General features: G+C 45.7%; 13 protein-coding genes and 1 pseudogene. 11 read left to right on the forward strand and 3 right to left on the reverse strand.

All coding sequences use genetic code 11. The annotated features are described in order from the left end of the window. The first annotated feature begins 147 nt into the window (after positions 1–147). From LQ247_RS04535 to LQ247_RS04550, 4 genes are all read left to right on the forward strand, one after another. Positions 148–1,449 carry a homoserine dehydrogenase gene (locus tag LQ247_RS04535; RefSeq protein WP_020452839.1) on the forward strand — a complete coding sequence of 434 codons (1,302 nt, stop codon included), beginning with the start codon at positions 148–150 and terminating at the stop codon, positions 1,447–1,449. Next, entirely contained in the window at positions 1,449–2,507 is a 1,059-nt protein-coding gene (gene thrC / locus LQ247_RS04540) for a threonine synthase (protein ID WP_023856186.1), read from the forward strand. The genes LQ247_RS04535 and thrC overlap by 1 nt, the downstream gene beginning before the upstream one ends. Beyond that, positions 2,504–3,424: a homoserine kinase gene (gene thrB / locus LQ247_RS04545; protein WP_023856185.1), complete on the forward strand. Its 921-nt coding sequence runs from the start codon at positions 2,504–2,506 to the stop codon at positions 3,422–3,424. The genes thrC and thrB overlap by 4 nt, the downstream gene beginning before the upstream one ends. Positions 3,425–3,530: 106 nt before the next feature. Continuing rightward, on the forward strand, positions 3,531–5,492 hold the full coding sequence (locus LQ247_RS04550) for a S9 family peptidase (protein ID WP_231005622.1): 1,962 nt from the start codon (positions 3,531–3,533) through the stop codon (positions 5,490–5,492). 300 nt (positions 5,493–5,792) lie between these two features. Here LQ247_RS04550 and LQ247_RS04555 read toward each other — a convergent pair. After that, a pseudogene (locus LQ247_RS04555) lies at positions 5,793–6,091 on the reverse strand (NifU family protein). A gap of 135 nt (positions 6,092–6,226) precedes the next feature. Between LQ247_RS04555 and LQ247_RS04560 the strand changes: the two are divergent. Next, the gene (locus LQ247_RS04560) at positions 6,227–6,553 is read left to right on the forward strand and encodes a YuzD family protein (RefSeq protein WP_075213854.1); all 327 of its coding nucleotides are present in this window, start codon (positions 6,227–6,229) and stop codon (positions 6,551–6,553) included. A 113-nt stretch (positions 6,554–6,666) separates the two neighbouring features. Then, entirely contained in the window at positions 6,667–6,933 is a 267-nt protein-coding gene (locus tag LQ247_RS04565; RefSeq protein WP_023856183.1) for a hypothetical protein, read from the forward strand. Between the two features lie 19 nt (positions 6,934–6,952). Here LQ247_RS04565 and LQ247_RS04570 read toward each other — a convergent pair whose 3' ends face one another. Next, on the reverse strand, positions 6,953–7,453 hold the full coding sequence (locus tag LQ247_RS04570; RefSeq protein WP_009329528.1) for a phenolic acid decarboxylase: 501 nt from the start codon (positions 7,451–7,453) through the stop codon (positions 6,953–6,955). Positions 7,454–7,728: 275 nt separating this feature from the next. Between LQ247_RS04570 and LQ247_RS04575 the strand changes: the two genes are divergently transcribed. The 4 genes from LQ247_RS04575 (at position 7,729) to LQ247_RS04590 (ending at position 10,287) form a co-directional block, all read left to right on the forward strand. Continuing rightward, positions 7,729–8,835, forward strand: coding sequence for a Rap family tetratricopeptide repeat protein (locus tag LQ247_RS04575; protein ID WP_020452833.1), 1,107 nt, complete (start codon positions 7,729–7,731; stop codon positions 8,833–8,835). A 5-nt stretch (positions 8,836–8,840) separates the two neighbouring features. Then, a complete protein-coding gene (locus LQ247_RS04580) occupies positions 8,841–9,038 on the forward strand; it encodes a hypothetical protein (protein WP_154495611.1) in 198 nt (65 codons plus the stop codon). Positions 9,039–9,125: 87 nt separating this feature from the next. After that, on the forward strand, positions 9,126–9,719 hold the full coding sequence (locus tag LQ247_RS04585; protein WP_105981203.1) for a dienelactone hydrolase family protein: 594 nt from the start codon (positions 9,126–9,128) through the stop codon (positions 9,717–9,719). 196 nt (positions 9,720–9,915) lie between these two features. Next, the gene (locus LQ247_RS04590) at positions 9,916–10,287 is read left to right on the forward strand and encodes an iron chaperone (RefSeq protein ID WP_048350786.1); all 372 of its coding nucleotides are present in this window, start codon (positions 9,916–9,918) and stop codon (positions 10,285–10,287) included. Positions 10,288–10,367: 80 nt separating this feature from the next. Here the strand turns inward: LQ247_RS04590 and LQ247_RS04595 are convergent, their stop codons facing one another. Then, a complete protein-coding gene (locus LQ247_RS04595) occupies positions 10,368–11,435 on the reverse strand; it encodes an NAD(P)/FAD-dependent oxidoreductase (RefSeq protein WP_020452828.1) in 1,068 nt (355 codons plus the stop codon). A gap of 271 nt (positions 11,436–11,706) precedes the next feature. Between LQ247_RS04595 and LQ247_RS04600 the strand changes: the two genes are divergently transcribed. Continuing rightward, on the forward strand, positions 11,707–11,943 hold the full coding sequence (locus tag LQ247_RS04600; protein WP_003184941.1) for a YuzB family protein: 237 nt from the start codon (positions 11,707–11,709) through the stop codon (positions 11,941–11,943). Positions 11,944–12,083 lie beyond the last annotated feature (140 nt).

The raw sequence follows: 12,083 nt of genomic DNA on the forward strand, positions 1-12,083 counted from the left end.
AAAGCGTTTTCATGATTTGTTTTTCAGCAAATGTCATCTTGTCAAAAAAAGAATCCCCCATTATAATGTTTGTAACTTAAATGTCTGCGTTGTGTTTACAAATGTCCTCAGAGAGAGGACGATAAGAGAGAGAAAGGTGGAATTTCATTGAAGGCGATACGAGTGGGGCTGCTAGGATTAGGAACAGTCGGGAGCGGTGTGGTGAAGATTATTCAGGATCACCAGGATAAGCTGACACACCAAGTCGGATGCCCTGTTACGATTCAAAAAGTTCTTGTAAAAGATAAAGATAAGAAGAGGGATGTCGACCTTTCCAAAGATGTTCTGACGACGGAAGCTTATGATGTCATTCAAGATCCGGAAGTGGATGTCATCATTGAGGTCATCGGGGGAATCGAGGAGACAAGACGCTATTTGCTTGACGCGCTTCAGGCGAAAAAACATGTCGTGACAGCGAATAAAGATTTGATCGCCCTCTATGGATCGGAACTGACGGCTGCCGCGAAAGAAAACGGCTGCGACCTTTATTTTGAAGCGAGCGTCGCCGGCGGAATTCCGATTTTGCGAAGCCTGGAAGACGGGCTGGCTTCAGACCGGATTACGAAAATGATGGGTATCGTCAATGGAACGACCAACTTCATTTTAACGAAGATGAATAAAGAAAACGCGCCTTATGCTGATGTGCTGAAAGAAGCGCAGGAGCTCGGCTTCGCCGAAGCGGACCCGACAGCTGATGTTGAAGGTCTTGATGCGGCGAGAAAGATGGCGATTTTGGCCAGGCTCGGTTTCTCAATGAATGTCGATCTTGACGATGTCAAAGTGAAGGGCATTTCCCAAGTGTCTGATGAAGACATCAATTTCAGCAAACGGCTCGGCTATACGATGAAGCTGATCGGCATCGCCCAGCGCGACGGACAAAAAGTCGAAGTGAGCGTCCAGCCGACATTGTTGCCGGAGCATCATCCGCTGTCTTCCGTCCATAATGAATTCAATGCGGTTTACGTGTATGGCGAGGCCGTCGGGGAAACGATGTTTTACGGGCCTGGCGCAGGAAGCATGCCGACTGCGACCGCCGTCGTATCAGATTTGGTTTCCGTCATGAAAAACATGCGTCTCGGCGTGAACGGCAGCAGCTTTGTCGATCCGCAATTTGAAAAAAAGATCAAGGCACCTTCTGAAATCTTCGCCCAGCAGTTTTTAAGAATTCATGTTAAAGATCAGGTCGGTTCGTTTTCAAAAATCACATCGATTTTTTCGGAAAGAGGCGTCAGTTTTGAAAAAATTCTGCAGCTTCCGATTAAAGGCCATGATGACCTGGCTGAGATTGTCATTGTGACACATCATACGTCAGAAGAGGATTTTACGGATATCTTGCAAAAGCTGAATGATCTTGAGGTTGTTGATCAGGTGAAAAGCACTTATCGAGTAGAAGGGAACGGTTGGAGCTAATGTGGAAAGGACTCATCCATCAATATAAAGAATATTTGCCAGTAACGGACAAAACACCGGAATTGACGCTGAACGAAGGAAATACCCCGCTCATTTATCTGCAAAATCTTTCGAAAAAGCTCGGAATCGAGCTTTATGTCAAAACAGAGGGTGTCAATCCTACAGGCTCCTTTAAAGACCGCGGGATGGTCATGGCGGTCGCCAAGGCGAAAGAAGAAGGCAATGATACGATCATGTGCGCTTCGACCGGCAATACGTCAGCTGCTGCTGCGGCTTATGCGGCCCGCGCCAACATGAAGTGCATCGTCATTATTCCGGACGGCAAAATCGCCTTCGGAAAGTTGGCCCAAGCCGTCATGTACGGCGCTAAAATCATTGCGATCGACGGAAACTTCGACGATGCCCTGAAAATGGTGCGCAGCATTTGCGAGAAAGAGCCGATTGCACTCGTCAACTCTGTGAATCCTTACCGGATTGAAGGACAGAAAACCGCTTCCTTTGAAATTTGTGAACAGCTGGGCGAAGCGCCTGACATCCTTGCAATTCCTGTCGGGAATGCCGGAAATATTACGGCTTACTGGAAAGGCTTTAAAGAATATCATGAGAAAAACGGCACAGGCCTGCCGGTCATGAGAGGTTTTCAGGCGGAAGGCGCGGCCCCGATTGTCAAAAACAAAGTAATTGAAAAGCCGGAAACCGTTGCGACAGCGATCAGAATCGGAAATCCGGCAAGCTGGGACAAAGCGGTCAATGCTGCAAAAGAATCGAACGGAAAAATCGATGAAGTGTCAGACGAAGAGATCCTGCACGCTTATCAGCTCCTGGCAAGAGAAGAAGGCGTATTTGCAGAACCGGGATCGTGCGCATCTATTGCCGGCGTACTGAAACAGCTGGAAACGAAAGAGATTCAGCCGGGGGCGAAAGTTGTCGCCGTCTTAACCGGAAACGGCTTGAAAGATCCGAACACAGCCGTTGATGTGTCGCAGATCAAACCTGTCACACTGCCGACAGATGAAGAAGCCATTCTCGAACACTTAAAAGGAGCCGCTCGTGTATGACTGAGGCTGACATGCTGTTTTCCGTTACGGTTCCCGGAAGCACGGCCAATCTGGGCCCGGGCTTTGATTCAGTCGGCATGGCGCTGTCCCGTTATTTGAGACTGTCTGTTTTTCCTCATGATGAGTGGCGTTTTGAGGCTGAAACAGAAGTCGTAGCGGGAATTCCTGAAGGGACGGATAATTTAATTTACCAGGTGGCCAAACGGACCGCTGCACACTTCGGAAAAGACATTCCGCCAAGCCTCGTCAAAGTGTGGAGCGATATTCCGCTGGCGCGCGGTCTCGGCAGCAGCGCAGCCGCAATTGCCGCTGCGATTGAGCTGGCGAACGAACTTGCCGATTTAAAACTCTCTGACCGCGAGAAACTCCATTTTGCAAGCCTTGAAGAAGGCCATCCTGACAATGCCGGAGCATCGCTTTTCGGCGGGCTTGTCATCGGACTTCATGAAGAAGATGAAACAGAGATGGTTTCGATGAAAGACATCGATTTGGATGTCGTTGTCGTCATTCCTTTTTATGAAGTGCTGACAAAAGATGCGCGGGATGTTCTTCCCGAAAGCCTCTCTTATCCGAAAGCGGTGGAAGCAAGCGCGGTCAGCAATATGCTCGTCGCCGGACTGATGGCGAAAGATTGGAAGCTTGTCGGCCGCATGATGCAAAAAGACCTCTTTCATCAGCCTTACCGAAGGGCGCTCGTCCCTGAGCTTTCTAAAGTGGAGCATGAAGCAGGCAAAAACGGCGCGTTTGGGACCGCTTTAAGCGGAGCAGGACCGACGATCCTTTCCTTTATTGAAAAAGGAAAGGGAGACGCGCTGAGAGATCAGCTTGCTTCTAAGTTTCCACATTGTGAAGTGGACTGCCTTCATGTCCCGGATACAGGCATTATCGTTGAAAGAAAATCAGTAAACAGTGTTTAACGATAAAAGAGCTTTTTCGGCTCTTTTTTTGTTTGCCTTCAAAACAAGGATTTTTATTTAGAAAGTCGAAATAGTATGACAAACATATAGAGGAGGAGAAACGAACATGAAGCAGCTGATAACCGAAAAAGACCTCATCAAGCTTGTATCCATTACCGACCCGCAGTACTCGCCTGACGGTGCAAAAATCGCCTACGTACAAACAAAAGTAAACGAAAAACAGGACTCTTATGATTCGCATATCATGGTCTACGACCGCAAACAACAAGCGTCAGTACAATGGACGTTTGGAAAAGGAAGAAACCAGCATCCGCGCTGGTCGCCCGACGGCAAATCCCTTGCATTTACGTCTAATCGCGAGGAAACCACACAACTTTACGTAATAAGCGCCGCCGGAGGAGAAGCGAGAAAAGTGACCGATATTCCCTATGATGTATCACAGCCTGAATGGTCGCCTGACGGCAAGTCATTGCTTTGTTCAGTGAGGCTGACGAAAGAGGAAAGCGTCGACGATGAGAAAAAGACGGAGATTGAAGATCACGAACCGCTGGAAGTCGATTCTTTGTCGTATAAATTAGACGGCCAAGGGTTTAAAAGGGGAAAGTATACGCAGCTTGTCCTCGTTCAAGTGGAAACCGGGGAGATAAAACAGCTGACCGATCTAGAACGCGACCATTTCAGCCACGCATTTTCACCGTGCGGAGGCAGGATTGCATTTTGTGCCAATCAGACGGATATGCGTGTGAACGATGTCTATTTGATGAACCTTTCGACAGGTGATTTGAAGCGCCTGACAGGTCAAAACGGCGTTTTTTCTTCACTATCGTTTTCTCCTGACGGCAAACACCTTGCATTCATCGGAAACGAAAAGGAATTTCAAAACGCCACGCTTGATAAAGCATGGCTGTATAATATCGAAACAGGAAAACTAACGTGTCTGACGGAAATGCTTGATGTCCATCTCAGCGATGCAGTGGCAGGGGACAGCCTTGTCGGAGGCGTTCTTCCGAAACCGGCCTGGACCAAAGACGGAAACGGCTTTTATGTCATTGGATCTGACAAAGGTTCGACAGGCATTTACTACATATCAATCGAAGGTCTTGCTTATCCGGTCCGGTTGGAAAAAGAGCATCTGAACGGATTCAGCCTGCATCCGGATGAAAAAAGTTTTGCGGCATCGATAGCCCTGCCTGTCCGGCCGAGCGAACTTTACCATCTCCCATTGGGTGAAGAAACAGCGGAGCGATTAACAGATGCCAACCAAGCGTTTACGGAAGAGCATATCATATCGGAACCGGAGGAGCTTCAATTTCAGACAGCGGACGGTTTGACAATTCACGGTTGGCTGATAAAGCCTGCTCAATATGAAAAAGGAAACACGTATCCGCTCATTCTGGAAGTGCACGGCGGTCCTCACGCCATGTATGCGAATGCTTATTTTCACGAATTTCAAGTGCTGGCCGCAAAGGGAAGCGCCGTTGTATATGTCAATCCGCGGGGAAGCCACGGCTACGGACAGGATTTTGTCAACCGGGTGAGAGGCGACTACGGCGGGGGAGATTTTAAAGATGTAATGGCAGCTGTTGACCACGCGCTGGGACAATATGATTTCATCGATCAAGAAAGGCTCGGAATCACAGGAGGAAGCTACGGCGGCTTTATGACAAACTGGGCTGTCGGCCACACGAATCGGTTTAAGGCCTCGGTGACGCAGAGGTCCATTTCCAATTGGATCAGTTTTTACGGGGTAAGCGATATCGGCTATTTTTTCACAGACTGGCAGATCGGAGCGGACCTTTTTGAAAATCCCGGCAAACTGTGGGAGCATTCGCCGCTCAAATATGCGGACAAGGTGGAGACTCCTCTTCTCATCCTCCATGGCGAACGGGACGACAGGTGCCCGATTGAACAGGCGGAGCAGCTGTTTACGGCATTGAAAAAAATGGGGAAAGAAGTAAAACTCGTCAGATTCCCGAATGCGTCGCACGATTTATCAAGAAGCGGGCATCCGAAGCAGCGGATCAGACGGCTTGAGTATATTGCAGGCTGGTTTGAAGCGTATTTATAAAAAAGAAAAGGCTGCCGTAATGAACGGCAGCCTCAGCGTGTCGACAAACCCTCGCATTCGTTGTCAGGCCTGCGCGTCGGTGCTCACGAATAGAGGAAGGATCGGCGGCTAACCGCCCAGGCGTCCTGCCTGAACGCCGCCGTCATCACCTCCTGTGAAAGTCTGCTCCGATGCTCGGCCTTCCTAGACTGCAAGGGTTTTCAATCACGCTGAAAGGATGACAAAATCCCAAAACTAAAAGTCGTTTTGGGATTTTGTCAACAATCGGCGGCTGCCGTAATGAACGGCAGCCGCCTCAAATTAAAATACTTGTTCAACTTCAATGACGCCCGGAACTTCTTCTAAAAGGGCGCGCTCAATTCCAGCTTTAAGGGTGATCGTGGAACTTGGGCAGCTTCCGCATGCGCCGAGCAGGCGAAGCTTGACGATGCCGTCTTCAACATCGACGAGTTCACAGTCACCGCCGTCGCGGAGTAGAAATGGACGAAGTTTGTCCAGCACTTCCTGTACTTGTTCTTTCATTTCGACCTCTGTCGTCATTCGTATCGCTCCTTTCAAATCATACAACCATTATATTCAGTCGAACAATAAAAAGCTATTGTTTGGTTTCAACTCGTTTTCCCACATATTATATCATATTTGCCGGCAAAGACAAAAAGCGATTTTCATTTCAATATGGAGCGAAAGGACAAAATAGAATAAAATAAAAGACAAAGAGAAAGGAGCTGCCGCTGATGAAAAAACAAGCCGAGCTTTTTGTTTACGGTGCCGACGTTCTTTGTCCAAGCTGTGTCAACCTTCCGTCATCAAAAGAAACGTATGAGTGGCTCGAAGCCGCCCTGAAAAGAAAATATCCCGACCAGCCTTTCTCGATCACGTACATTGATATCCATCAGCCGCCGGAAAACGATCCTGAAAAACAGGAAATCTCCGAAAAAATCCTGAACGACGAATATTTTTATCCGCTCATCATGGTCGGTGATCAAGTAGTCGGCGAAGGAAATCCGAAGCTGAAAGACGTGTATAAAGAAATGGAAAAGCAAGGTTATAAGCCTGCATGATAAACAGCAAGGGACAGATCTGTCCCTTGCTGTTTTATTTTTTATGATTGTACTTTTCTTAAAGCGGACAGACTAACTACCAGCCGAATCGTCAATAAGGAGGGATAGCCAGCATGTCCAGCATTGAGGGTCAAATCATGTCAGGCGATTTTGATGACGAAATGAATGTTTTTTCGTTAAAGAAAATCAAGCAGTTTCAAACGCAGACCAGCTTGAAAGAAAACCAGCTCAGGGCTTTGCAGCAGTATTTAAGGCAGCATGAGCATGACGAGGGAGGACAGATCATCACCCTCTACGATCAAATGCTTGTCCCTTTATCGCAAGATGATATTAAAGCCTTGCTGCATGACTTAACAAAAGTCCAGTCATTATATCATTAATGAAAAGCCCTTTTCCCATTTATACTCGTTTTCCGGCTCTGATGTCATCCGTCATTCCGGGATAAGGGGCTTTTGAAATCAGATCTTCATTATCGATTCCGGCATTTTCAATGAATGTGATATCGGCGAATTCCGGTACGACATATTTTGGATACGTCTCATATTTTTCGCGCGATTCTTCCATTAAGTCGATGTGGTCATTTTGATAGCAGACTGTGATATCAGGGCGTTCATGAACCCATTTAGGGAAGAAGATGATGCCGTGCATCCGCTTTTCATTGGGCATGAAATTCAAGGAAACGTCAGTCCCTGTCGGTTCTGTCCATGATACTTTATAGACGCCTTCAGTCAGCTTGACGATATCGGCTTTTTGATCGCGAACCCAGCGTCCCCCGACCATTCCGCTGTGAATGCGGTAATCAATGGTATGGTCATTTTTAATGTAGATTTCATATTCCCATCCGTTTTCATACGTATAGATCATATGGCTTCCGACAAACTCTTTGACATCTTGATTCATATGAACCGCTCCTTATTTGTTTATTGTAAGATCGAACATGTTGATATTTACATATATAATTATAAAATGTCATCAAAAACAATGTCAAACGAAAATACTTTCTGAGAGATTTGCAACAATACAGAAAATGGTTACGATTGATGTCAGAATTTTGAGTTATTTTAGGAAATTAAGCCAATATTTAGAAAAGTGATTGTCAAAAAATAAGCGATTCTGTAAAATGAAAAACAACCCATAAAAAGGAAGAGACATGGGAGGAAAGGAAGGATAAACGATTGAAGACAAAAATTGCTTATGAGGAAGTCGCGGGAATGCTTAATCAATGGTATGTCATGATCAAGCGCCATGAAGTGGCACAAGCGGTCTCGATTAAATACGACATTGAGCACCGGCTGCCGAATATGGAAGAAAATCAAGATCTGCTTCTTTATTTTAATCTTTTAGACTATCGGCACAAACTGCTGACAGAAGAGTTTGCAGCTTCCACCAAATTGTTCGAAGATATTCAGGAGCAAAAAGCAGATATGCAAAGCACAGATGACATGATCGAATATTATTATTTCTTTTTCGCAGGCATGTACGAATTTCATAAAAAGGATTATACAAATGCCATCAATTATTATAAACTAGCCGAAGAAAAGCTCAGAACAATCCCCGATCAAATCGAAATCGCCGAATTCCATTACAAACTGGCTATCGCCTACTATCAAATCAAACAGAATTTCCTCTCCTTAAACCATGCAAAAACAGCTCTAAAAACCTTCAAAACACATGATGACTATATTCAAAAAGCGATCAGCAACGATATGCTGATCGGAGCAAATAAACTCGATTTATTTCGTTTTGATGAAGCCGAACAGCATTACAAGCAAGCCCTAAAAGACGCGGCACTGATCAAGCACCACGTTCTCCTCGGCATGGCTCACCACAACTTAGGATTGAGCTATGTCAATCGCAATCTCCTCACCTTGGCCGAACATCATTTCAAAGAAGCGCTGCTTATCAAAGAGCATGAAGAATCGGTTTACGGCATCCACTCCATGTTTGAACTGACACATGTGCTATACAAATCAAATGTTGTCAAAGAAGCCCGCAAATTGTATGAAAAAGGATTTTTCCGCGCGGAAAAAGCAGGAGAAAGGGAATATTTGTCGAAATTTAAACTTATTCATGCTCTGTATGATGAACAGGATCCACTTACGGTTGAACATGCTTTAGAATATCTTAAAACGATCAATCTCTGGACGGATGTAGCGGAATTAACATTTGATATCGCACTTTACTATAAAGAAAATGGAGATGCAGACAAAGCTGCCGAATATTTTGAAGAATCTCATCATGCAAGAGACCAAATTCTTAAAAGAACGGAGGAGCTAAAGTGAAAAAGATGATTGCCGTTGCGTTGACTGCCGTCTTTGCCAGCCTTGTCGTTTTAAGTTTTTCGTCTCAGCCGAAGGGAAATGCCGAGTTTGCCGGTCGCGCCATTTTTCTTGACGATAAGCCGGCCCAGCTGATGGCGGGCAGAGCGATTTTTCTCGACAGCTTTGATGGTAAAGCGCCTGCAGCTTTGCAAAAGACTGCATAACCTGATTTGTTGCCGTACAAGCTGTTAAACTGGCGCCGAAGGCGGCGCCCTTTTTTTATGCAGCAATGAGAGACAAGGAGTCAGAACATGATACATATTCAAAATAAATCCGATACAGCGGTTATCGTGCTGCACGAAATATACGGGATTAACCGGCACATGCACGATGTTTGCCAATTGATAGCTGAGCAGGGCTTTGATGTTATTTGCCCCAATTTGTTAAATCGGGATCAACCGTTTGAATACGCTGAAGAAAAAGCGGCTTATCTTTTTTTTATGGAAAACGTCGGTTTCCCCGGTCTTTTGCGCAAAATAAATACAATCATATCCAAGCTGGATCGTCAATATCGCAAGATCATCTTACTCGGGTTCAGCGTCGGAGCAACCGCTGCCTGGCTTTGCAGCGAAGATGAGCGTGTCAATGGGATCGCCGGATACTACGGCTCCCGGATAAGAGACTATCTGAACATATCGCCTTCATGTCCGGCACTGCTTTTTTTCCCGGAAAAAGAGCAGTCCTTTGACGTTGCCGCGTGTATATCCCAATTGGAATCAAAGAATGTCAAAACGGTGAAGCTGAAGGGTGAGCATGGATTTAGCGACCCGTATTCCGTAAAATACAACCGGCAGTCCTCGCAAATTGCTTATGAAACGATGATGGAGTTTTTAATAGCTTTATAAAAAGCGGACAGGCATGGAAACGCTATAATAGGTATGACGCTCAATTCAAGAAAGCTCGCCGATGACAAGGGGGCTTTTTTGAGTAGAATCTTATCTGGGGGAATTCGAATGAAGCTGTTCCAAGGATAGACTTATTACAAAGGGTTCATTTGCGAAACAAAGTTCTAGCATCATTTTAATTTTAGGAGGGAGCAACATGGAAGCTTTTGCAGAATATTTAGAAGGAATTGATCACCCGGAACATCGAGCCCGGATGGAGGAAGTGTTGAATTGGACAGCGGAGACATTTCCAAATTTAACGCCGAAAATCGCCTGGAATCAGCCTATGTTTACCGATCACGGCACTTTTATTATCGGTTTCAGCACAGCGAAACATCACCTGGCTGTTGCCCCTGAAAGCGCGGGAATTGATCGTTTTTCTGAAGAAATCGTGCAGGCCGGCTATGATCATACGAAGCAGCTTGTCCGTTTCCCGTGGGATCGTCCGCTTGATTTCTCATTACTTAAAAAAATGATCGAGTTTAATCTTGCGGATAAGGCGGACTGTTCAACTTTTTGGCGGAAATAAAAAAACGCAAAAATAAGGGCGTACTCTCATTGAAGGCGAGAGAGCGCCCTAATTAAAAAACGCTAAGGTTTCGAGTAATCTTATCCGTTATGATGCTTATACATCCAAAGCAAGCCGGATTTCAGCAGGCGAGGCACTCTGCCGATCAACGGCCGTTCGGCAACTAAACCGAAGCCGGCTTTTTTGCCGAGTGAACCGAGCACGCCTTTCAGCTTGAATTTCGGCATCGCTTCAGGAAGAGGTTCGCCTTTCCAGCGCAGTTCAAGCACTTGGACGATTTGTTCCGCCTGAGCTTCGGCCAGCTGTGCGCTCGGCGCGTGAGGCAGGCTTGCGCAGTCGCCGACAACATACACGTGTTCGTCTCCCGGCAGGTTATGGTGCGGCGTCAGGACGACGCGCCCTTGCGGATCTTTTTCCACATCGAGATCCCGAACGATTTGGTTCGGCTGTATCCCCGCTGTCCAGACGATGGCGTCAGCTTGTATCGGATCGTCATGATTGTAGACGATGCCTTCTTCCACCTTTGTGATGTTGGCGCAATTAATAATCTTGACGCCGTGCTCTTCAAACCAGCTTTGAACATATTTGCTCAAACGCTTCGGGAAGCTCGACAAAATTAATTCTCCCCGGTCAAAAAGGACGATGTTCAAATCTTTTCGGCTTTCCCTCAGCTCGCTCGCAAGCTCAACGCCGCTCAGTCCTGCCCCGACGATCGCAACGGTGGCTTCCGCATTTAAGTTGTTGAGCGCCTGGTAAGTGCTGCGTGATTGATCAATTGTCTGAATGCTGTAGGTATGTTCAGGCGCGCCGGGAACGTTGTGATATTTATCTTCACAGCCCAGCCCGATGACGGCGTCATCATAAGATATCGGCTCCCTGTCATGAAACAAAACTTTTTTTCCTTCCAAATCAACAGACGAAATCGTCCCGTATTCAATCTTTAACTTCGGGTGATCCGGGAAGGACACTCTGATATGATGATCGGAAATCGTCCCCGCAGCCAGTGCGTAGTACTCCGTTTTCAAACAATGGTAAGGGTTTTTGTCGATTAAAGTGATCATCACATCATCTGGCAGCTGGTTAGGCAGTAAACGATGAATGATCCGCATATTTCCGTACCCGCCGCCGAGCAAGACTAAATTTCTCATTGGTAATTCCCCTTTTCCCCTCAGATTAAGAAACTAACCTTTTTCATTGCAAAATTAAAAAACTATGTAAATACCCTCTAGAATTATATCTAATTTGATGTAAAATCACAATATTTCTCGGGAAAATAACCTACATATCCGCCTTGAATCGATAATTAGTAAAACCCTTTAAGGTATTAATATGTTACAAAAGCTTTATTCCTCAGCCTAAAACTTTGACTATTGAAACGTAAATAGGGTACGATAAAAAAGCGATGTGAGGTGAAATAAAGTGTTTCCAATCGTTGAGTTTTGCGTCAGCAATCTTGCCCAAGGTTCTCAGGAAGCAAAAGAAATATTGGAGAAAGATCCGAATCTGGACGTCGTCGAATACGGCTGCCTGAGTTACTGCGGACAATGCATGCAGACCATGTATGCTCTTGTAAACGGAGAAATGGTGACAGCGAATAATCCGGCTGAATTGGTCGAAAATATATACAAGTTCATTGATGAAAATGAACTTATTTAAAAACGGGGTCATCTTGGTGATCTCGTTTTTTCATGCAAAGCCTTCGTTTGAAAGGGTTTACATAAAAAGAGAAAAAATTCTTAAAAATTTTTGTGGACAGGCCAATCATTAATTGTTATCTTAATAAAAGTTTAAAAAAT

Source organism: Bacillus sp. BS3(2021) (assembly GCF_021043345.1).
GTDB lineage: Bacteria > Bacillota > Bacilli > Bacillales > Bacillaceae > Bacillus > Bacillus paralicheniformis.

Excerpts from the sequence above, each read along its gene's own strand:
- thrC (WP_023856186.1), top strand. The coding sequence starts at position 1,449 with ATGTGGAAAGGACTCATCCATCAATATAAAGAATATTTGCCAGTAACG.
- thrB (WP_023856185.1), top strand. The coding sequence starts at position 2,504 with ATGACTGAGGCTGACATGCTGTTTTCCGTTACGGTTCCCGGAAGCACG.
- LQ247_RS04550 (WP_231005622.1), top strand. The coding sequence starts at position 3,531 with ATGAAGCAGCTGATAACCGAAAAAGACCTCATCAAGCTTGTATCCATT.
- LQ247_RS04560 (WP_075213854.1), top strand. The coding sequence starts at position 6,227 with ATGAAAAAACAAGCCGAGCTTTTTGTTTACGGTGCCGACGTTCTTTGT.
- LQ247_RS04565 (WP_023856183.1), top strand. The coding sequence starts at position 6,667 with ATGTCCAGCATTGAGGGTCAAATCATGTCAGGCGATTTTGATGACGAA.
- LQ247_RS04570 (WP_009329528.1), bottom strand. The coding sequence starts at position 7,453 with ATGAATCAAGATGTCAAAGAGTTTGTCGGAAGCCATATGATCTATACG.
- LQ247_RS04580 (WP_154495611.1), top strand. The coding sequence starts at position 8,841 with ATGATTGCCGTTGCGTTGACTGCCGTCTTTGCCAGCCTTGTCGTTTTA.
- LQ247_RS04585 (WP_105981203.1), top strand. The coding sequence starts at position 9,126 with ATGATACATATTCAAAATAAATCCGATACAGCGGTTATCGTGCTGCAC.
- LQ247_RS04590 (WP_048350786.1), top strand. The coding sequence starts at position 9,916 with ATGGAAGCTTTTGCAGAATATTTAGAAGGAATTGATCACCCGGAACAT.
- LQ247_RS04595 (WP_020452828.1), bottom strand. The coding sequence starts at position 11,435 with ATGAGAAATTTAGTCTTGCTCGGCGGCGGGTACGGAAATATGCGGATC.